We start from the raw sequence: 23,057 nt of genomic DNA, 5'->3' as shown, positions 1-23,057 counted from the left end.
AATGGTGTGGGCCTATGCCGCGTGACCGAGCAGGACGGCTTCCATCAGGGCCGTGACACGGGCCAATTGGGCTGGGCGGGAGTCGAAGTGGAGTAGCCGCCCGACGTCGATGACCTGACCGATGGCGGCGTGTACCCGGAAGCGGGCCTCGACCGGATCGCCGTCCAACAGGTTGGCCCACTCGAGGACGTTCTGGCGTTGAATGGCGCGCAGCTTGTGCTGTTCGGCCTGCGGCAGATTGCTGAATTCGGCGTAGTAGACCGGCATGATCTCCGGCATCGCGAAGGTGAGCCTGGCTTGGCGCTCGGCGATGCGACGCACCGCGTCCTCGCGGCTGGTGGCCTCGGCGAGGGCCTCGGTGATCGCGAGGGCGACCCGGTCACCGGTCCGGTAGAACGCCGCGGCGAGCAGATCGGACTTGCTGGCGAAGTAGCGGTACACGCTCGAGGCGTTGATGCCGACTGCCGCGCCGATCTCCTCGATGCTGGCCTCGTGGTAGCCCTGCCTGCCGAAGATCCGGATCGCCTCGGTGAGCAGTTGTTCGCGCTTCGACGACACCGGTAGGCCGCGCGTGACGGGACCCGGATCCGGTTCCGGCGGGGCGGGCGGTAGGTCGGCGCGCAATATCGCCCAGGACATGTCGTGCAAGAGCGGCAGCAGCCGCGCGCCGGACAGCGCACTGCGGTGCGCGGAAATGCTGGCGATCGCGCTGAGCACGGCGGCCGCCAGCATCGCGACATCCGCGGGCGGCGAGTCGGGTCGCAGTTGCGCGATCGGCCCGGCGAGGGTGCCGTTCAGGTCGTCGTAGATCTTCCTGATCCGGAGGCGATCTTCGCGTTCCAGGTAGCGCCGCTCCCAGCGGTACAGCCCGGCCTCGCGGCGGATCTCGATGGTGTGTTCGCTGATCGCCCGGATCAGCGCGTCCAGCCGCCGGGCCGGTTCCAGTTGGTCGTCGTCCGCGGCGCGGGCGACGTTCAGCAGGTGTCGCGCCCCTTCTTCCGCGGCGGCGACGAGCAGCGCGTACTTGTTCGTGAAATGGCGATAGAGGGCGGGCCCGGAGATGCCGACCTCGGCGGCGATCTCGTCCACGCCGACCGGGTAGTACCCGCGCTCGCTGAACGCGCGCGCGGCCGCCCGGATGATCTGCACCTTGCGATCCTTGGGGCGGCGGCGCACCGGCCCACCCGTCGGCCGACCGCCACCCCCGGCGGAATCGCTGCGCACCGGCCCACCCGTCGCCCGGCCACCACCCCCGGCGGAATCGCTCCGCGATGCTGAGTCGTCGGCGTCGGACCGCGCGGAAGCGAGGCCGACCTCGCTGCGATCCGCGACCATGCACCTCTCCGTTCTCCGGCGGCGCCGCTGGTTGACAGCGCCCGACAATGGAACCTAAGTTAACCACAATTCGCAAAGTTAACCATTATTCATGCCACGGTAGCCGCTGAGTTGCAGCGTAGGAGCAGACATGAGCAATACAGATTCCGCGGCCGTAGCCGCGTCCTCCGCGTCGGCGACGGGCTTCTCCGCGGTCCACGACGGCAAGGTGCTCCGGGTGACGATCACCAAGCCGAAGCGCAAGAACGCCGTCGACTACGACACCATGGTCGCCCTCGGCGACACCTTCCTCGCCGCGGCCGAGGACCGGTCGGTGCGGGTGATCGTGCTGACCGGCGAGGGCGGGGATTTCTGCACCGGCGCCGATCTGTCGGCCACCGCGGGCGAGGCCCAGCGCGGCATCACCTCCGACATGGTCATGGATGCGGCGAACCGACTGGTGAAGTCCATCGTCGATGCCCCTGTCCCGGTGATCGTCCGCGTCAAGGGTGCGGCGGCGGGTGTCGGCGTCGGCATCGCCTTGGCCGCCGACCTGGTCTACGCCAGCGAGGACGCCTACCTTTTGCTGGCTTTCATCAACATCGGCCTGATGCCCGACGGCGGCGCGGCCGCCATGGTCGCCGCCGCGGCGGGTCGACCCCTGGCCGCGGAGATGGCCCTGCTCGGCGAGCGCCTTCCCGCCCCCGCCGCGAAGCAAGCCGGGCTACTCACCGCGGTGCTGCCGGAGGACGAGCTCGACGCGAAGGTGGAAGCCGTGGCCGCCAAGCTCGCCGCCGGTCCCCGCCGTGCACTCGAACTCACCAAGAAGGCCCTCAACCAAGCGACACTGACCTCCCTCGACGCCGCCCTGGCAGCCGAAAAGACCGGCCAGAGCGAACTATTGAAGTCCCCCGACTTCATCGAAGGAGCAACCGCGATGCTCACCAAGCGCAAGCCGGTGTTCGCCGACTGAGAACCGGGAACTGTGCCTAGGCGACAACTGATCTCGCCGGTACATAACGATCAGCGCACCCGTGTCTGGCCTGAAGTCTCGGAGCGGCGGGACTGCTATGTTCACTGGCTATGGGCTACCTGGTTACCGGGGCAACTGGGTTCATCGGTCGGTTCCTGATCCCCGAGCTGCTGAAACGCGAGGGTGACATCCATGTGCTGGTGCGGCCGGGCGCCGAGTCCGCCGACCGGTTCACCTGCTGCGCCCGGGAGTGGGACGGCGGGGATCGGGTGCTGCCGGTGCGCGGTGACCTAGGCGCGCCCGGACTGGGTATCGATCCGGCTTGGCTGGCCGAGCATCGCGGCTCGATCGACCATGTCTTCCATTTGGCGTCCAGCTATGACCTCGCCGAGCGCGGCGATGGCACCCGGCATCTGGTCGATGTCGCCGAGGGGCTGAAAGCCGGTCTGCTGCATCATGTCTCGTCGGTGGAGGTGGCCGGTTCGACGGAGGGCCTGTTCACCGAGGACATGTTCGACGAGGGCCAGGTGCTGACCACGCCCGTGCAGCGGGCCAAGTTCGAGGCCGAGCGGATCGTGCGCGATTCCGCGCTGCCCTGGCGGATCTATCGGCCCTCGTTGGTGATCGGTCATTCCCGGACCGGCGAGATCGACCGGATCGACGGACCGTACTACTTTTTCCGGTTGCTCCGGATGGGCGCGCAGCTGCCGAGAATCCTGCCGGTGCTGGTGCCCAAGCTCGGCGAAACCAATATGGTCCCGGTCGATTTCGTGGCCCGTGCGCTGGATCATATTGCGCACCAACCCGGTCCGAACGCGACGACCTTCCACTTGGTCGATCCGCGCAGGCAGAGCGTGGCCGAGGCGTTGAATCTGTTCGCCGACGAGGCCGGTGCACCGCATCTGGTCGAGGTGATGCCGAAACGCGCGCTGGACATGGTGTTGCAGGTACCCGGCGCGAGCTGGGTGCTCCCCCGGATCGGCGTCCCGCAGGATGTGTTGGAGCACAGCGAATTCAGCTGCTGGTTCGACTGCCGAAACACCAGCGCCGCCCTCGCGGGCACCGACATCAAGGTGCCGCCGCTGGCCGGCTACGCCCCTCTGATCTGGAAGTACTGGATCGAGAACTGGGTCTGATTCCGGCCGTGGCGCTTTCGCCGACCCGTCAGGCGCCGGTGACCGTCAGGTAGATCAAGGCCACATTGAGGGCCGAGATGATGGCGGCGATCAGCCAGGCGAACGCGGAGGTGACGCGGTGGTTGGTGTCCGCGCCCATCAAGCTGCGATCGCTGGTGAACCGCACCAGCGGGATCAACGCGAACGGGATACCGAAGGACAACACCACCTGCGAAATGATCAGCGCGCGAGTGGGATCGACGCCGATCGCGAGGATGGCGATGGCCGGGATCAGGGTGACCAGCCGACGCAGCATCAGCGGAATGTGCTTGCGCAGCAGGCCCTGCATGATCATCGCACCCGCGTAGGCGCCGACCGAGGTCGAGGCGAGACCGGAGGCCAGCAGGCCGATGGCGAGCATCAGTGCCGCGACCGGGCCGAGCGCGTCACCGACCGCGGTGTGCGCGTCGGTCAGGGTCTCGACCTCATGGCCACGCAGCGTGTTCGCCGCCATCAGCACCATCGCCAGATTGACCGTGCCCGCCAGCACCATGGCCAGGCCGACATCCACCTTGGTGATCCGCAGCAGCCGGGCCCGCAGCGGGCCTGGCGCCGGGTGTCCGTGCCGATCCCGGGCCAGGCCGGAGTGCAGATAGACCGCGTGCGGCATGACCGTCGCGCCGATCATGGCCGCGGCGAGCAGCACGCTCTCGGTGCCCTGGAAGCGCGGCACCAGCCCGCCGACCGTGCCGGAGACCGAGGGTGGCGAGATGAACACGCTGGTCAGGAAACCGATCGCGATGACGCCGAGCAGGCCCGTGATCACCCGCTCGAAGGGACGCTGTCCGCGTCGGTCCTGCACCAGCAGCAGCCCCATCGAGACCACGCCGGTGATCACACCGCCGACCAGTAGCGGCAGGTCGAACAACAGGTTGAGCGCGATCGCGCCGCCGACCACCTCGGCCAGGTCGGTGGCCATCGCGACCGTCTCGGCCTGCCCCCAATACGCCAGCCGCACCGAGCGGCTCGACTTCGACCGCACCGCCTCCGGCAACGACATGCCCGTGACCAAACCCAGCTTGGCCGAAAGGAATTGGACCAGCCCAGCCATCACGTTGGCCATCACGATGACCCAGACCAGCAGATAGCCGAACTGCGCGCCCGCGCTGATGTTGGAGGCCACATTGCCCGGATCGACATAGGCGATGGCAGCGACGAACGCGGGCCCGAGCAACAGCGATGCCGCGCGCACCCGCTGCGTCGCGGATCTGGCGGATTCGGCCAAGGTGGTACTCACGGAACAGAATTTTACGGGTTCCCGAACTTTTTCATCCAACCCACCCTTAAAAGCCGACCGCCTGGCCATACCCACAGGTATAACCAGGCGGTCGGTCGGTATTCAGTTAGCGAGGCGGAAGCTCTCAGATGCCGAGCCCACGGGCCAGGACCGGCCAGGACCGCTGGAACTCGTCCCGCCAGTAGCCCCACGAGTGGGTGCCGCTGTTGCGGAAGTTGTAGGTCGCCGGGATGCCGAGCGAATCCAGCTTCCCCTTGAGGTTGTTCGTGCAGTAGTTGGTGCCCGCCTCGATCACGCCACCGATGATGATCTGGTTGGCCAGGCCGTAGGCGCCGGGCAGGGCGTACTGACCGTTCAACGTGTCGTACTGGCCGGGCAGACCGTTGCCGGTCGAGATGTAGAGATCCAGCCCGCGCAGCCCCTCGGCGTGCACGTACGGATCGTTGGCCACCCACTCCGCCGAACCCTGCGGGCCCCACATGTTCTCGGTGTTGCCGCCTCCCCAGGTCTCCACGGTGAGCTTGACGAACTCGGAGCCGACCGGATCACTGGTCTGCGCGCAACCGCTGTAGGCCGCGGCCGCCTTGTACAGACCCGGCTTGGCGATCGGCAGCGCGAGGACGGTGGTGCCCGAGGTGGACAGACCCGAGATCGCGTTCACACCATTGGTGCCGAGCGCGCCGTCGATCAGCGGCGGCAGCTCCTCGGTGAAGAAGGTCTTCCACTTGTTGCGGCCGAGCGCCGGGTCGTCCTTGATCCAGTCGGTGTAGTAGCTCCACTTGCCACCGATCGGCTGGACCACGTTGACGTTCTTGTCCGACAGGAACTGCAGCGCATCGGTCTTCGCCTGCCAGGAGGCATCGTCCTGGCCGCCGCCCGCACCGTTGAGCAGGTACAGGGTCGGCCGCGGCACCGAGGCGTCGGCCGGACGCTGGACGTCGACGATGACCTTCTGGTCCATCGCGGCCGAGTACACGTAGAGCCGGATGTTGCGATCATCCTTGTACTCGGCCTTGGTGATACGCGATCCGTCCGGGGCGGTCGGGTTGGCGAGCAGGCTCTTGGAATCGATGATCGGATCAGCGGCCGACGCCGGGGTCACGCCGAGGCCGGTCATCACTCCCGCAAGGACCGCCGTTGCCGCGATCGCCGCCGCGGCACGTAGGCCGCCGCGCCGGGTCTGTCGACGTATCAATTTCGCACCTTCGCTTCGTCTCGAGATTCCATCTGCATTCCCCTTGGAGCGCTTGCGAGCCGCGCATGCGCGAGGCCGCACGTGCCTGCGGTGGGATGCCCTGGACACACCACGCCAGACCATACGGCCTATGTAGTCGTGACAACAGGGGTCATCGTTACCACAGCGTTGCCCCATCATGCCCGAGCTGCTTCGTTTCCCTCACGCCCGACCCACCTTCGGCGTTGCCGACCAGGCTCGCGGCATCAGCAGGTCGGACAGGCTCGGACCGATCTCCGCCAGTGCTTCCGGCGAGGTCATCTGATCATGCGCGACACCGACCGGGTGATCTTCGACACGCCCGTCGATGAACGGTTGCCAGCCGGCTGCCGCTGTCTCGTGACCGGCCGCGCTGTAGTAATCCAGCCTGCCGTGGAACACCTCGGGTCGATGCTCGGCGATGAGCTCGGCCGAGCGCACCGCGCTGCGGTAGATCCGGCGCACCCGTTCCGGGGTGAGCACGGCCATGTCCGGCGGGATGGTGGCGTGCAGCGCGGCGAGTGCGTCGTCGCTGAGATCGTGGATATCGCCGTCGCTCGGCAGCAACGCGTCGGCTCCGATACCGAGTTCACCAAGTGCCTCACGGATCGCCGCACGGAAGTCCGTCACGTCGATGTCGGGATGACTGTCCAGCATCGCGAGCAACGCGACCTGTTCCCCAGCGGCCTGCAACTCCGTCGCGATGGCGTGGGCGAGCACACCGCCGAGCGACCAGCCGAGCAGCCGGTACGGGCCCGTCGGCTGGACGGCGCGGATCTCCGCCACATACCGGCTCGCCATCTCGGCCAGCGAGGCAGGCAGGTAACCGTCTTCCGACAGCGCGGGCGACTGCAGACCGTAGATCGGCCTGCTGCTCGGCACATAACGGGCCAGACCCGCGTAGCACCACGACAATCCGTACATCGGGTGGATGCAGAACAGTGGCTCGGCGGCGGCCGTGTCGTGCGGTACCCGGGTGCGGATGGGCAGCAGCACGCCGAGGGCGGCGTTCGAGTCGAGGTCGTAGTCGTGGTCGCCGGCGAGTGCGGCCAGGATGCGGGTGGCCAGGGCCGCCGGGGTCGAGTCGGTGAAGAACCACTGCACCCGGATCTCCGCACCGGTGAGCGTGCGCAGTCGGCTGACCGCGCGGGTGGCCACCAGCGAGTTGCCGCCGAGGTCGAAGAAGTCGTCGTCCAGGCCGACCTGATCGATGGCCAGGATGTCGGCGAAGACCTCGACGATGGTCCGCTCCAGCGGCGTGGTCGGCGGACGGTACGGACGGGCGGCGAGTTCCGGGACCGGCAGCGCCTTGCGGTCGAGCTTGCCGCTGGCGTTGAGCGGCAGCTCGTCGAGGACGAGGACCGCCGACGGCACCATGTAGGACGGCAGGGCACCGCGCGCATGCGACAGGACCGCGGCTTCGTCGATGGTCTGCTCCGGCATCGCGACCAGGTAGGCGACGAGCCGGTCGCCGGTGCCGCCCTCGACGAGGGCGACGGCCGCGTGCCGCACCGACTCGTGGCCGAGCAACACGGTTTCGATCTCGCCGAGCTCGACTCGCTGGCCGCGCAGTTTCACCTGGAAGTCGCTGCGGCCCAGATACTCCAGCGCGCCATCGCGCCAGCGCACGATGTCACCCGTGCGATACAGGCGCTCACCACCCGCGTGCGCGACGAAACGCTCCGCGGTGAGGGCGGGAGCACCGAGGTAGCCGCGGGCCAGCTGGACGCCGGCGATGTACAGCTCGCCCGCCGCACCGGGCGGAACCGGGCACAGCTGGCGGTCGAGCACGTACACGCGGGTGTTCGCGACCGGTGTGCCGATCGGAACCGCCACGGCGGCAGTGTCTTCGACCGGATAGTCGGTGACCACCGTCGCTTCGGCCGGGCCGTACCAGTTCACCAGTCGGGCGGCCGGTACGGCGGCGGCGAAGGTCGTCGCGGTCTCACCGGACAGCGCCTCGCCCGCGGCGAACACGCGCCGCAAGGTCGGGTATTGCGCCGCCGTCTCCGGGCCGAGGAAGGCATCCAGCATCGACGGCACGAAATGCACTGTGCTGACGGCATTTTCGGCAATGGTCCGGGCCAGGTACGCCGGGTCACGATGGCCGTCCGGTTCGGCGACGACGATCGAGGCGCCGGTCTGCAAGGGCCAGAACAGCTCCCAGGTGGAGATGTCGAAGGTGATCGGCGTCTTGTGCAGCACCACGTCGGCGGAGTCGTGCGGGTAGGTCCGCTGGGCCCAGCGGAACTGGTTGACCATCTGCCGGTGCGTGATCACCACACCCTTCGGACGGCCGGTGGAACCCGAGGTGTAGATGACGTAGGCGACATTGTCCGGGTGAACGGCGGTGTCCGCGCCGGAAACCGCGTCCAGCGGGAGGTAGAGCGTGTCCACCGCGACGACCGGAACGTCGGTGTCGGTGTCGAACGCGTCGCCGGTGGTGGTCAGCACGCAGGCGGGAGCGGCACTGCCGAGCACGTATTCGCTGCGCTCGGCCGGATGATCCGGGTCGATCGGCAGGTAGCCCGCACCGGCCCGCAGCACCGCGTAGATCGAGACGACCAAGTCGACGCCGCGCCGCATGGCCACGCCGACCAGCGATTCCGCGCCGACACCCCACCGGGCGAGTTCCGCGGCCAGTGCGCGTGAGCGCAGGTCGAGCTCGGCGTAGCTGAGCGTGACATCGCCGTAGCGCACCGCGGGCGCCTCCGGCGTGCGTGCCACCTGAGCGTCGAACAGCGTGAGCAGCGTCGCGTCGTCCAGCAGCTCCGGCACCTCGGTGGCATTGCGGGCGGCCAGCTCGGCGCGTTCGCCGTCGAGCAACACATCGATGTCGGCGATGCGGGCCTGCGGGTTGGTCACGAACCGCTGGATCAGCGTCGAAAGCCGTTGCGCGAGCGCCGCTGCCGCTGGTTCGTCGAACAGGTCGCGCAGGTACTTCACCGAGACCCGCAGCTGACTGTCCAGCACCACCATCACGGTGAGCGGGTAGTGGGTGCCGTTGACCGCGCCCACGCCGGTGACGCTCATGCCGTCGATCGCGCTGGCCTTGTCCAAGCCGTCGCGGTCGACCGGGAAGGATTCGAACACCACGAGGGAGTCGAAAAGTCCTTCCACGCCGATGGTTTCCTGAATATCGCTCAGGCCGAGGTAGTGGTGGTCCAGCAGCCCGGCCTGCTCGGCTTGCAGCTGGCGCAGCAGTCCGCCGAGGGTGTCGGTGGCGCCCAGACGGACCCGCACCGGGATCGCATTGAGGAACAGGCCGACCATGCTCTCGACCCCGTCCAGTTGCGGCGGCCTGCCGGACACGGTGGCGCCGAAGACGACATCGTCGCGATCGACACTGCGCCCGATCAGCAGACCCCAGGCCGCCTGCACCACCGTGTTGACCGTGACACCGAGACCCGAGGCGAGCCGGGTGAGCGCGGTGGTATCGGCCTGCGCCAGCTCGAAGCCGACTTCGCCGACCCCGGCGGCGATTTCGCGGCCCGGGTCGACCGGTGCCAGCGGCGTCGGCTCGGTGATGCCGGCCAGCGCGCTGCGCCAGGCCTCGCGCGCCGCGTCGGCCTGCTGGGCGACCAGCCAGGCTAGGTAGTTCCGGTACGACGGGACCTTGGGCAGATGCCGAGAATTACGGCCGAGCGCGTACAGCGTCAGCAGGTCCTTCATCAGCAGCGGCATCGACCAGCCGTCGATCAGGATGTGATGGCTGGTCACCAGCAGGTGGTAGGCGTCCGCGGACGAGCGGATCAGCGTGAACCGCAGCAGCGGCGCGGTCCGCATGTCGAAGTGGTCGGCCAGGTCGGCCGCCTTGATCCTGGCCAGCTCCGCCTCGGCGGCACCGGGTTCGAGCTGGCCGAGGTCGATGAGCCGCCACGGCACGTCGAGCGAATCCTGCACGACCTGAAGCGGATTGCCCTCGGCGTCCTCGGCGAACGCGACGCGCAAGTTGTCGTGCCGGTCGAGCACGCCCTGTGCGGCCGCGTGCATCCGGCCCGCGTCCACCGCGCCGCCCAGATCGAGGACGAACTGGGTGGTGTAGACGTCCACCGACGACTCGGCGAGCAGCGCGTGGAACAGCATGCCCGACTGCAACGGGGTCACCGGCCACACATCGGCGAGGTTCGGGTAGGTGGCGGCGAGACGGTCGATGCAGGGTTGCTTCAGGCGGACCAGCGAGAAGTCCGACGGCGTGAATCCGCCCGCGTCGGGCCGCAGGCCGTGCTCGGCCAGGCCGCCGAGTGCCCGGATCCAGTGTTCGGCAAAGGTTTTCACTTGGTCGCCGGTGAACACGGCCGCGGCATAGTCGAACCGGGCGAGCAGGCCGTCGTCGGTGGCATCGACGGTGAGGTCGAGCAGCAGGTCGTCGGCCGCGGTGTCGGTGTGCACCCTGGCCGGGCGTAGGTCCCGGTAGCGCAGCGCGAATCGGCCGCGGCCGAGCGCGCTCAGGTCGGCGGCGGTGTCGGCGTTGAGGTAGCGCAGCAGGCCGTAGCCGACACCGCGCGAGGGCACCGAGCGGCGCAACTCCTTGATCTGGGCGAGCGCCGCGCCCGCGGCGGGGCCGCCGACCAACGCGTCGGCCGTGTCGATCCTGGTGAGCCGCAATGGCAGCGGGTACTCGGTGGTGAAACCGCCGACCATGCTCTCGTCGGCATTCGTCGCCGACCGCTCGTCGGCGGACAGCCGGATCACCGAGCCGAGGGCGCGGGTGACGGACTCCTCCGCCGACGTCTGCAGAGCCAGCGCGACGGCGGTGAGCAGCACGTCGTCCACGGCGGCGTGATAGGCGGCCGCGGCAGCGGCCACCGCGGCGGCCCCCTCCGCGGTGATGGTCAGCGACACCCGGCTGCGGGTGCGCAGATCCCGTCCGTCGGCGACGGTGCCCTCCGGAACGGCACCCAAAGTCCGCTCCCACCAACCCAATTCGCCGACGGTCCGCAGATCGTGCGCCCGCGCCGACAACGCGCGGATGAGCACGCCGAGGCCGGACTCCGGGGCCGCGGGCGCCGCGTGACGGCCCCGGCTCCAGGCCGCGGTCAGCTGGTCCACGATGGTGCGCCAGGAAACATCGTCCACCACAAGGCCGTTGGCGACGACGATCAGCGTCGACCGGCCTTCCAGCCCGCCGGTCAGCACGAAGTGGATATTGCGGCCCTGTTCGGGATCGAGTGCCGCGGCGGCGGCATGCACCACATCATCGATGGGCAGCGAGGTTTCGCCGTGTTGCGGGTCGAGCCTGCGGAATGCCTCGCCGGTGCGTTCGTCGACCGGCGGGATCCGCAGCACCGGGGTGTCCCCCTCGCGGTCGAGCCGGACCCACAGCATCGGATGCTGATCGAGGACCTTCCCGACCGCGGTGTGCACCGCTTCGACGGCGCAACTCTCCGGCACGTCGAGGGCGATGGCGCGGACCTCGACCCCGAAGTCGAGCAGCCGAGCCGCGTGCGGGGTCAACGGCAGGTCGCCCGATTCGTCGCCCGGCCCGTCCTCGACCACGGCGGCACGGGCCAGCGCGGCGACGGTGCGGGATTCGAAAACGTCACGCGGCGAGAAGAGCACACCGCGCGCGCGGGACCGCGACACCACCTGGATGGAGACGATGCTGTCGCCGCCGAGGGCGAAGAAGTCGTCATCGAGCCCGACCCGTTCGATGCCCAGCACCTCGCCGATCACCTCGGCAATGGTCAATTCCGCCTGGGTCTGCGGTGCGCGATAAACCGTTGTCTCCAGGACCGGTTCGGGCAGGGCCCGCCGGTCCAGCTTGCCGACCGGTGTCAGCGGGATCTCGTCGAGCACGACGATGGCCGTCGGCACCATGTATTCCGGCAAGATCGTGCCGAGTTGCCCGGTCAGCGCAGCGACATCGAGCGTCGCGCCCTTGGCGGGCAGCACGTAGGAGACCAACATCGTGGCACCGGAACCGGATTCGCGGCCGAGGGTGACCGCGAACTCGACGCCCGGTTGCGCGGCCAGCGCGGCATCGATCTCGCCGAGCTCGATGCGGAAGCCGCGCACCTTCACCTGGAAGTCGTTGCGGCCCACATACTCGATCACCGGACGATCGTTCGCCCGAGTCCCCCTCGAATCGCTTCGCGATGCGGGCACCCATTTCACCACATCGCCGGTGCGGTAGAGGCGCTCGCCGGGCTGTCCGTAGGGGTCGGCGACGAATCGCGCCGCGGTGAGTCCGGGCCTGGCGTGGTAGCCGCGAGCCAGCTGGATGCCACCCAGATACAGTTCGCCCGCAACACCTTCCGGCACCGGGCGCAGCCTGCTGTCCAGCACCAGCGACCGCGTGCCACGGATCGGACCGCCGATGGTGACCGGCTCCCCCGGCCGCAGCGGGTCGCTGATATTGGTCATGATCGTGGTTTCGGTGGGCCCGTAACCGTTGTGGAAGCGCCGGTTCTCGGCACCCGCCCACTTGGCGACCAGATCGGCGGGCACCGCCTCGCCGCCCGCCACGATCGCGCGCATGCCGGACAGCGCGTCCGGGTCGAGCGAGGCGAGTACCGACGGGGTGAGGAAGGCGTGCGTGACCTGTTCGTCGCGAATCAGTTCGGCCAGTTCGTCGCCGCCGAACAGCAGCGGCGGCGCGACCACCAGCGCACCGGCCGAACCCAGCGCCAGCAGCAATTCCAGCATCGACGCGTCGAACGACGGCGAGGCGAAAGCCAGTGCGCGCGTCGACTGGTCGAGCTCGTAGCGCTCCACCTGCTCGGCACTGAAATTGGCGAGACCCGCGTGGGTGACCACGACGCCCTTGGGCAGTCCGGTGGAGCCCGAGGTGTAGATCACGTACGCCGCGTTGCCGCTTCGGACCGGGCCGTGGCGTTCGGTGAAGCTGATCGGGCGATCCGAGCGGGATGCGACATCGTAGGTGAAGTCGCGATCGTCGAGCACCAGCCAGGGGCGGCCACCGGCCATGGCGGGCAGATCGCCGAGCTCGGCGGTCAGCGTCACACCTAGTGCCGCACCGGAATCGGCGACCATGTGCGCGATGCGATCGGGCGGATAGGTCGGGTCGATCGGCACCAGCGCCGCACCGGTCTTGGCCACCGCCCACACCGCGAGCACCGATTCGACCGAGCGCCGGATGGCCACGGCCACCAGGACATCCGGGCCCGCGCCGCGATCGATCAGCGTGCGAGCCAATTGCGAAGAGGCGGCGTCGAGTTCGACGTAGCTGAAGGAACGGCCACCGACGACGATGGCGACACCGGTCGGGTTCCTGGTGACCGCGGAGGCCATCAGCTCAGGCAGGGTGCGCGGCGGTGCGGCCTCACCGCCGCTGCGCGAGACCAGGTCGGCCCGCTCCGACTCGTCCAGCACCTCCAGATCGCCGACCGCGGTGCCCGGGTCCTGGGCGACAGCGGCCAGGATGCCGCGGAACCGGCGACCGAACTCGGCGACCGTGTGTTCGTCGAACAGGTCACGGGCATAGGTGAATTCGGCGGCGAGTCCGGCTTCGGCGCCCGTCTCGGTGCGCTGCTCGCGCATGGTCAGCAGCAGATCGAATTTGGCGGTATCGGCGGCCGGGTCGAGTGCGGCGAAATTCAGGCCGGGCAGTTCGAAGCTGGTGGCGGCGAGGTTTTCGAAGGACAGTGCCACCTGGAACAGCGGGTGGCGGCCCGCGGAACGCTCCGGATCGAGCACCTCGACCAGTCGCTCGAACGGGGTGTCCGCGTTGGCGAAGGCCCGCAGGTCGGTCTCCCGGTTGGCGGCGAGCAGTTCGGTGAAGCCGAGGCCGGGGGCGACCCGGGTGCGCAACACCAGCGTGTTGACGAACATGCCGATCAGGTCGTCGAGTTCGGCCTCGCCGCGGCCCGCGATGGGGGTGCCGATGGCGACGTCCTCGGTGCCGGACATGCGAGCGAGGAACACCGCGAGCGCGGTGTGCACCACCATGAACAGCGTCGCGTTGTGCTGCTTGGCCAAGTCCACCAGCGCGGCGTGCACGTCGGCGTCGACGACGAAGTTCGTCTTACCGCCCGCGAAACTCTGTGCGGCGGGGCGTGGCCGGTCGGTAGGCAGGTTCAGCTCGTCCGGCAGGTCGGCGAGTTCCCTTGTCCAGTAGGCGAGTTGCGCCCCCGCCGGGGATTCGGGATCGGCGTCGCTACCGAGCACGCTGCGCTGCCAGAGCGCGTAGTCGGCGTACTGGATCGGCAGCGGCGCCCAGGACGGTGCCTCACCGCCGCTGCGGGCGGCGTAGGCCAGCATCAGATCCCGGGTCAGCGGGCCCATCGACCAGCCGTCGGCGCTGATGTGGTGCGCGACGAACACCAGCACGTATTCGCTGCCCGCGAGCTGGAACAACCTCGCGCGGAACGGCACCTCGATGGTGACATCGAAACCGGCGGCGACGATGCGCTGCACCTCGTGCGCGACGCGTTCCTCCCCGATCTGCGCGGGGGCCAGATCGACCGAAACCTCATGCGGCGCCAGGACGCGCTGCTCCGGGCCGTCCGGCGTCTCCGGGTAGACGGTGCGCATGATCTCGTGGCGCGCCACGAGATCGGTGACGGCCTGCTGCAACGCGTCGACATCCAGGTCGCCGGAGAGGCGGATGGCGACCGGGATGTTGTATACGGCCGCGGTGGTGTCGAATTGGTTGAGGAACCACATGCGCTGCTGGGCGAAGGACAGCGGGATGTGGTCGGGGCGCGGCTGGGCGACGAGCGGGTTGCGGGTGTGCTCGCCCGCGGTGTGCTCGACCTTCACGGCGAGGCCCGCGACGGTGGAGGCCTCGAACAGGGCACGTACCGGGACACGCGAATCCAGCGCGGCACCGATCCGAGCCGCGACCTGGGTCGCCAGCAGGGAGTTACCCCCGAGCGCGAAGAAGTCGTCGTCGGCACCGACCCGCTCGACACCGAGCACCTCGGCGAACACCGACGCCACGATCTCCTCGATCGGGGTCGAGGGCGCACGGAAAACCTGAGCCTCGAACTCCGGCTCCGGCAACGCCTTACGATCCAACTTGCCGTTCACATTGAGCGGCAACGCATCCAACACCACGAACGCCGACGGCACCATGTACGACGGCAACCCAGCGCTGAGCGCCGACTTCACCTGCGCCACATCGAGTCCGGCCGAATCATCCGACTGCCCGGTCTCGGCGGCGACCAGATAGGCCACCAGACGATCGCCGGTCTTCGGATCGGACTTGGCAACCACAGCGGTCTGCGCGATCTCCGGCAACCCCAGCAGCGCCGCCTCGATCTCCGCCAACTCGATCCGGAAGCCACGGATCTTCACCTGGAAGTCGGTGCGGCCCTGGTATTCCAGCTCACCGTCGCGGTTCCAGGCCACCAGGTCACCCGTGCGGTACATCCGCGCACCGGGCTGGAACGGGTTGGCCACGAAACGATCCGCAGTCAGATCCACGCTGCCGAAGTAGCCCCGCGCCAACTGGTCGCCCGCCAGATACAGTTCGCCGGAGACGCCGATCGGCACCGGCCGAAGCCGAGCGTCGAGCACGTAAACCTGGCTGTTCCACTCGGGTGCACCGATGGCGACGGAGCCCTGGTCGGCCTCGGTCACTCGATGCCGGGTGATCGAGACCGCCGCCTCGGTCGGGCCGTACAGGTTGTACAGGGCCACGTCGGGACGCGCCGCCAGGAAGCGCTGCGCCAGTGCGGCGGGCAACGCCTCGCCGATGGCGAGCACGCGCCGCAACGGCGACGGCTCCGGCGCGGACTCGGTCCCGGTGTGCACCAGCAGGGCATCGAGCATGGACGGGACGACATGCAGCGTCGTCACGCCTTCTCTGGTGATCAGCTCGTTGAGGTAGGCCGGGTCACGGTGCCCATCCGGCGCGGCGATCACCAACTTGCCCGCGCAGACCACCGCCGACCAGAACTCCCACACCGAGAGGTCGAAGGTCGCCGCCGTCTTGAGCAGCACGGCGTCGTGGCCGGACAGGCCGAATTCGGCCGTCTTCCACTGCAACTGGTTCGCGATGGCGGCGTGCGTGACCGCAACGCCCTTCGGCCGACCGGTCGATCCCGAGGTGAAGATCACGTACGCGGTGTGCTCGGGCCGCACCGGCGCGACCCGCTCCTTGTCCGAAAGCGGACCGCTGGCAAAGGAATTCAATGCGAGCTCGTCGATCCGCAGCACGGGCGCGACCGCGGTGTCGAAGCCCGCGTCTTCGTCGGTCAGCACGCATACCGGTGCCGCGGTGTCGAGGATGTAGTCGGTGCGCTCGGCAGCCTGGTCCGGGTCGACCGGCACGTACGCGCCACCGGCTTTGGCGACCGCGTACATGGCGACCACCAGGTCCACCGACCGGCGGAAGGCGAGCGCCACCCGCGACTCCGGCCGGACACCCACCGAGATGAGATACCGGGCAAGCCGATTCACCCGTGCGTCCAGCTCGACGTAGGTCAGCTCGAGGCGGGAGCCGTCCGGCAGGTCGGCGACGACGGCGACCGCCTCGGGTGCCGCGGCCATGACCGACCGTTGCAGGAACGATGGCAATGTCGCGGCCGTATCGACCTTGTGGGCGGTCTCGTTCCAGGTCGACAGAACGGCCCGGCGTTCCTCGTCCGCGAGCAGGTCGATATCGCCGACGGGCGTCGCGGCATCGGCTACGACGGTGGCGAGGATCCGGGAGAACCGCTCGGCGAAGCCCCGCACCGTCGCGGCATCGAAAAGATCCGTGGCATAGGTGAAGAACCCGCCGATGCCGGTGGGTGCGCCGGACTCGTCGTAACTGTCCCCGACGATCAGGTGTAGATCGAACTGCGACACCTCGAGATCCGCGTCGACACCGGCAACGGTCAGGCCGGGCAGTTCGAGTGCGGTGCGGGCGATGTTCTGGAACGACAGCCCCACCTGGAACAGCGGATGATGCGCCGTCGAGCGCGGCGGGTTGAGCACCTCCACCAACCGCTCGAACGGAATGTCCGCGTGCGCGAACGCTTGCAGGTCGGTATCGCGTTGCCGCGCGAGCACATCGGTGAAGGATTCGCCGCCGTCGAAGGTGGCCCGGAAAACCACGGTGTTGACGAACATGCCAATCAGGTCGTCGAGCTCACGCTCACCACGACCGGCTACCGGTGTGCCGATGGCGATGTCACCGGTACCCGACAAACGGCCGAGCAGCACCGCCAGCGCGGTGTGCACGACCATGAACAGCGTTGCACCGTGCGCGTGAGCAAGATCGACGAGTCCGGCGTGGGTGGCCGCATCGATCTGTACGTCCACGCGCGCACCAGCCATCGACGCGATGGCGGGCCGCGGCCGATCCGTCGGCAACTCCAGCAGGTCCGGCAGGTCGGCCAGCTGCTTGCGCCAGAACAGGATCTGCTGCGCGGCAATGGATTCGGGATCGGTTTCGTCGCCGAGTACCGCGCGCTGCCACAGCGCGTAATCGGCGTACTGCACCCGCAGTGGTTCCCATCCGGGCGCCTCTCCCGCGGTCCGCGCGGCGTAGGCGATCATCACATCGCGCACCAGCGGCCCCATCGAGGACGCGTCCGCCGCGATGTGATGCACCACCACCGCGAGGACATAGTCGGATGCCGCTGTGCCGTCGGTGATTTCGAGCAGCCGAACGCGCACCGGCACCTCGGCCGTCACGTCGAATGGCGTCGACGCCAGCGCGTATACCTCGCCGGGGACCTCGGCCGCGGTGACGGGGCGGGCGGTGACGTCCAGCGTCACCCGGCCCGCAGGCAACACAACCTGCACCGGACCGTCCGCGGTCTCCGGATACACGGTGCGCAGCACCTCGTGCCTGCTCACCACGTCGTCGAGGGCCGCGCCCAGCGCGGCCACATCCAGCGCGCCGGTCAGCCGCAGCGCGAACGGCAGGTTGTAGGCGGCCGAACCGGCCGCGGCGACATCGCCTTCGGCCTGATCGAACCGGTTGAGGAACCACATCCGCCGCTGCGCCAGCGACAACGGCAACCGGTCGGGCCGGGCGATGCTGCCGAGCAGCACGCCCCGATCGCCGTGGGTGCGTGATTCGATCGCGGCGGCCAGCGACTGCACCGTCGGCGTCTCGAACAGCGTCCGCACCGGAACCCTGGCATCCACCGCGGCACCCAATCGGGCCACCAACTGCGTGGCGATGAGCGAGTTGCCGCCGAGGGCGAAGAAGTCGTCGTCGGCACCGACCCGGTTGAGTCCGAGTACCTCACCGAACACCTCGGCAACGATCTCTTCGACCGGCGTTGCGGGGGCGCGGAATTCCCGCGCGGTGAAGGTCGGCTCGGGCAGTGCCTTGCGGTCCAGCTTACCGCTCGGGTTCAGCGGAAAGGCGTCCAGCGCGACGATCGCCGTCGGAACCATATACGCCGGAAGCGTTTCCGCGACAGCCGTGAGCAGTTCCGCCTGCTCGATCGAATGCCCAGGGGCGGCAACAACGTAGGCCACCAGCTGGTCGCCGAGCGCGGATTGGCGCACCAGTGCCACCGCCTGGTTCACCGAAGGCTGCGCCAGCAGTGCGGTTTCGATCTCGCCGAGTTCGATGCGCTGGCCACGGAACTTGACCTGGAAATCGGTGCGGCCGAGGTAGTCCAGCCGATGTGACCGTCCGGCGGTGGCGTCGCGCCACACCACCAGGTCGCCGGTGCGGTACATGCGGCCGCCGAAGCCGAACGGGTCGGCCACGAAACGATCCGCGGTCAGGTCGGGACGCCGGACATACCCACGAGCCAATTGATCACCGGCGAGGTAGAGCTCGCCCGGCACTCCGGCGGGCACCGGTCGCAGCAGGCCGTCCAGCACGTACACCTGGGTGTTCCACTGCGGCACGCCGATCGGCACGGACCGGGTGTCCGAACCGTCGGCGGGCCAGTAGGTCACCGACACCGCGGCCTCGGTCGGACCGTACAGGTTGTGCACCTCGGCATCCGAGACCGCACGGAACGCATTGACGGTCTCCGGCGGCAATGCCTCACCGATTACGAAAACGTCGCGCAGGGTCGGGCAGGAACCCGCTTCGAGGTGCGCGGCGAATACCGTGAGCATCGAGGGCACGAAGTCGGTGACGGTAATCCGCTTCGCGGCAATGGTTTCCGCGACGTAAGCCGGATCACGGTGGCCATCGTGAGTGGCCACGACCAGCTTCGCCCCGGCCCGCAGTGGCATGAAGAAACCCCACAGCGACACGTCGAAGGTCGTCGCTGTCTTCTGCAGGTACACATCGTCGGCACCCAGCGGGTACGCCGCGAGCATCCACTCGATCTGGTTGTTGATCGCGATGTGCGAGACCGCGACACCCTTGGGCCGCCCCGTCGACCCGGACGTGAAGATGACATAGGCCGGATGCTGCGGCAGCACCGGCCGCAGCAGCTCCTCCTGACGCACCGGTGCACCGTCGAAACCGCTGATATCCACCGAATCCAGGGTCAGCACCGTGATCCCGGCAGGCACCTCGATCGCGTCCGCCGACGTGGTCAGTACGCAGGTCGGCTGTGCGGTATCGAGAATGTGCGCGATCCGCTCGGCCGGATGATCCGGATCCAGCGGCACATACGCACCGCCTGCCGTGACGATCGCGTACATGCCGACGACCAGATCCAGCGAACGCCGGATCGCCAATCCCACCAGCGACTCCGCGCCGACTCCTTGCGAAATCAGCAACCGGGCCAGCTTGTTGACCTGTTCGTCGAGTTCGCGATAGGTCAGCGTCGCGCCTTCGTAGTCCAGCGCGACGGCCTGCGGATGTGCCGCCACCGCCCGCCGATACCCGTCCAGCAGCAGCTCGGGAGCAACGGCTTGCCGGGTCTCGTTCCACTCGACCAGAATCCGCGCCCGCTCGGCAGGTGCCAGCAGATCGATCTCGCCGACGGCGCGCTCCGGATGCTCGGCGACTCCGGCGAGCAGTCGCTCGAAGCGGTCCGCGAACTGCGCGATCGTCGTCTCGTCGAATAGATCCGTGGCGTAGGTGAACTGCGCGGAGAACCCACTGTCTTCCTTGGGCACCACGGTCAACTGCAGATCGAACTTGGCCACCGCACCGTCGAAATCGACCGCGTGCGCGGACAATCCGGGTAGCTCGACGTGGGCCTTGCTCATGTTCTGGAAGAACAGCGCCACCTGGAACAGCGGGTGGTGCGCCTGCGAACGCACCGGGTCGAGCACCTCGACCAACCGCTCGAACGGCAGCTCGGCATGGGAAAACGCCGCCAGGTCCGTCTCTTTCGTGGCGGCGAGCAGGTCGTGGAAGGAGGCGCGGGGATCGATCGGGGTGCGCAGCACCAAGGTGTTGACGAACATGCCGATGAGCCCGTCGAGCTCACGTTCACCACGGCCCGCGACCGGCGTGCCGATGGTGATGTCGTCGGTCCCGGAGAGCCGGGCGAGCAGTGCCGCGAACGCCGCGTGCACCACCATGAATTCCGAAGCACCCGCCCGCTGGGCGAGGTCGGTCAGCCCGCGATGCACCTGCGCGGAAACCTCGAAGGTGTATTCCGCGCCGCCACCGGAGGCGACGGCCGGACGCGGGCGGTCCGCGGGCAGGTCGAGCCGGTCGGGGATGCCGGCCAGGACATCGCGCCAGTACGCGATCTGCGCCGCGGCCACCGAATCGGGATCGTTCTCGTCACCGAGCACTTCCCGCTGCCACAACGTGTAGTCGGCGTACTGCACCGGCAGCGGCGCCCAGGCGGGCGGGGCGCCGTTGCGCCGAGACAGGAACGCGCCGAGCAGATCACGCAGGAACGGCGCGACCGAGGCGCCGTCGGCGGCGATGTGGTGCACGACCACCACGACCACGTGCTCGCTGGGCGACAGCTCGGCCAGCGCGATGCGCAGCGGCACCGCCGCGGCGACATCGAATCCGGCCAGCGCGAACCCGCGCAGCCAGTCGACCAGCTCGTGTTCGGCCAACGGCTTCGGCGCCAGGTCCGGAACAGCCTGTGCGGCCGGGAGTACCACCTGGTAGCCGGTGCCATCGATGGCCGGATACACGGTGCGCAGCGTCTCGTGCCGTTCGATCACATCGGTGATCGCGGCCTGCAACGCCGCCACATCCAACGCCCCGGACAACCGGATGGCGAACGGAATATTGTTCGCCGCCGACGCCGGGTCGAACTGATTGAGGAACCACATCCGCTGCTGCGCCAGCGACAGCGGAATGTGCTCCGGCCGCTCCATCGGCGCGAGCGCGCGCCGATCATCGGCGCCCTTCAACGGCTCCAACCGCTCGGCAAGCCCGGCGACCGTCGGCGTTTCGAAGATCAGTCGCGCGGGCACCCGCGCCGCGACGGCCGCGCCGAGCCGGGCGGCCACCTGCGTCGCGATCAACGAATTGCCGCCGAGCTCGAAGAAGTTGTCGTCCGCGCCGACCGGCGCACCCGGGCCGAGCAGCTCGGCGAAGACATCGGCGACCAGCTCTTCCAGCGGGCCGACCGGTGCCCGAAACATCTTGGTCTGCAACCGTGGCGCGGGCAGCGCGGCGCGGTCCAGCTTGCCCACCGGGGTCAACGGGATCGTGTCGAGCACCATGACCACCGTGGGCACCATGTGCGCGGGCAGGCTCTGCTCGGCGAAACCGGCCAGTTCGGCGGCGTCCGCGGCCATTCCGGGCGCGGCATGCACATACGACACGAGAATCGTCGCGCCGCTGTCCAGGTTGTGTCCGACGGTGACCGCGAAGTCGACGGTCTCGTGCGCGGCGAGCACCGCGTCGATTTCGCCGAGTTCGATCCGGAAGCCGCGGATCTTCACCTGGAAGTCGTTGCGGCCCAGATACTCCAGTTCGCCGTGATCAGGCCCACCCGTCACCCGACCGCCACCCCCCATCGAATCGCTTCGCGATGCGGGCACCACTCTGACCAGGTCGCCGGTCCGATACAACCGGGACCCGTTGGCGTCGAACGGGTTCGCGACGAAACGAGCCGCCGTCAGCCCTGCTCGGTCGTGATATCCCCTGGCCAACTGCGCGCCGGTGATATACAGCTCGCCGACAGCGCCGCGCGGCACCGGGACCAACTGCTCATCGAGCACGTACTCGGTGATCCCGCGGATCGGTCCGCCGATCGTCACCGGCGCGTCCGGGAGCAGTGGCGCACTGATATTCGTCATGATCGTGGTCTCGGTCGGCCCATACCCGTTGAAGAACTCCCGGGTGCCGCCGGACACCGGTGTTGCCCAGCGCCGCACCAGCTCCGGCGGGCAGGCTTCACCGCCGGCGACCACCACGCGCAACTCGTCCAGCCCGGCCGGGTCCACCGATGCCAGCGCGGCGGGGGTGATGAACGCGTGCGTCACCCCCTCCCGGCGGATCAGCGCGGCCAGTTCCTCGCCGCCGAACACGGTCGGCGCCACCACCACCATGGTGGCCGCGCCGCCGATCGCCAGCAGCAGTTCCAGCACCGAGGCGTCGAACGACGGCGACGCGAAATGCAAAGTCCGCGAATCACTCGTCACCTGATACCGCTCGCGCTGCTCGTCGCAGAAACTCGACAAGCCGGCCTGGGTGACGACGACGCCCTTGGGCTTGCCGGTCGACCCGGAGGTGTAGATCACGTAGGCCGGATGCTCGGCGCGCAGCGGCCGCACCCGGTCGACATAGCTCACCGGGTCCGCGGGGAACTCGTCGAGCAGCCTGGCGCAGTCGGCGGTGTCGATGGGCAGCCAGTCGACCCGGTCCGGTAGTTCGTCACGGACGGCGGCGACGGTCAGGCCGAAGACCGCGCCGGAGTCGACGACCATGTGTTCGACCCGGTCGGCTGGGTAGTTCGGATCCACCGGCACGAATCCGGCGCCGGTCTTGGCCACCGCCCAGACCGCGAGCACGGATTCGATCGACCGCGGGATACCGACGGCCACCAGGTCCTCCGGCCCGATACCGCGGTCGATCAGCAGCCGGGCCAGCCGGGTCGACCGCTCGTCGAGCTCGGCGTAGCTCAGCTCGGTCAGCGTGCCGCTGGCGTCGGCGAAGGTGACACCGATGCCGCCGGGGTTCGCCTCGACGGCGGTCGCCATCAGCTGCGGCAGGGTGGTGACTCTCGGCCGCCTGGTTCGGGTCGGCCGAACACGTGCCGGGCGGGTCATGCGCACACCGCTTCGAGCGTCTCGTCACACAGCTGCCCGACCGACCGAACCATGGAGATGCCTCACCCTGCCTGTTGTCGCCGCATACCCGCTTCGATGCCCCCGCCCCCAGTGATCATCGAACGCGCG

Annotated in this window: 6 protein-coding genes; 2 read left to right on the top strand and 4 right to left on the bottom strand. The window is 68.8% G+C overall.

What is annotated here, in order from left to right; genetic code table 11:
- Positions 1-12: 12 nt before the first annotated feature.
- Entirely contained in the window at positions 13-1,335 is a 1,323-nt protein-coding gene (locus ACFK0J_RS05140) for a TetR/AcrR family transcriptional regulator (RefSeq protein WP_378737040.1), read from the bottom strand.
- Between the two features lie 130 nt (positions 1,336-1,465).
- Here ACFK0J_RS05140 and ACFK0J_RS05135 point away from each other — a divergent pair, with 130 nt between their 5' ends.
- Together ACFK0J_RS05135 and ACFK0J_RS05130 are read left to right on the top strand one after the other, a co-directional pair.
- Entirely contained in the window at positions 1,466-2,287 is an 822-nt protein-coding gene (locus tag ACFK0J_RS05135; protein ID WP_378737038.1) for an enoyl-CoA hydratase, read from the top strand.
- 110 nt (positions 2,288-2,397) lie between these two features.
- Positions 2,398-3,423 (top strand): SDR family oxidoreductase, encoded by a 1,026-nt coding sequence (locus ACFK0J_RS05130; RefSeq protein ID WP_378737036.1) that lies wholly within the window; start codon positions 2,398-2,400, stop codon positions 3,421-3,423.
- 28 nt (positions 3,424-3,451) lie between these two features.
- Here ACFK0J_RS05130 and ACFK0J_RS05125 read toward each other — a convergent pair whose 3' ends face one another.
- From ACFK0J_RS05125 to ACFK0J_RS05115, 3 genes are all read right to left on the bottom strand, one after another.
- A complete protein-coding gene (locus ACFK0J_RS05125) occupies positions 3,452-4,687 on the bottom strand; it encodes an Nramp family divalent metal transporter (protein ID WP_378742640.1) in 1,236 nt (411 codons plus the stop codon).
- A gap of 136 nt (positions 4,688-4,823) precedes the next feature.
- A complete protein-coding gene (locus ACFK0J_RS05120) occupies positions 4,824-5,816 on the bottom strand; it encodes an alpha/beta hydrolase (protein ID WP_378742638.1) in 993 nt (330 codons plus the stop codon).
- Positions 5,817-6,095: 279 nt separating this feature from the next.
- Entirely contained in the window at positions 6,096-22,934 is a 16,839-nt protein-coding gene (locus tag ACFK0J_RS05115; RefSeq protein ID WP_378737034.1) for a non-ribosomal peptide synthase/polyketide synthase, read from the bottom strand.
- Positions 22,935-23,057: the final 123 nt, after the last annotated feature.

Source organism: Nocardia brasiliensis, assembly GCF_042691675.1.
GTDB classification, from domain to species: Bacteria; Actinomycetota; Actinomycetes; order Mycobacteriales; family Mycobacteriaceae; genus Nocardia; species Nocardia brasiliensis_D.
This window is presented reverse-complemented; position numbering and strand designations above follow the sequence as displayed.

What these genes read in the sequence shown, in the direction of transcription:
- ACFK0J_RS05140 (WP_378737040.1), bottom strand. Translation starts at nt 1,335, where the DNA reads ATGGTCGCGGATCGCAGCGAGGTCGGCCTCGCTTCCGCGCGGTCCGAC.
- ACFK0J_RS05135 (WP_378737038.1), top strand. Translation starts at nt 1,466, where the DNA reads ATGAGCAATACAGATTCCGCGGCCGTAGCCGCGTCCTCCGCGTCGGCG.
- ACFK0J_RS05130 (WP_378737036.1), top strand. Translation starts at nt 2,398, where the DNA reads ATGGGCTACCTGGTTACCGGGGCAACTGGGTTCATCGGTCGGTTCCTG.
- ACFK0J_RS05120 (WP_378742638.1), bottom strand. Translation starts at nt 5,816, where the DNA reads ATGACCGGCCTCGGCGTGACCCCGGCGTCGGCCGCTGATCCGATCATC.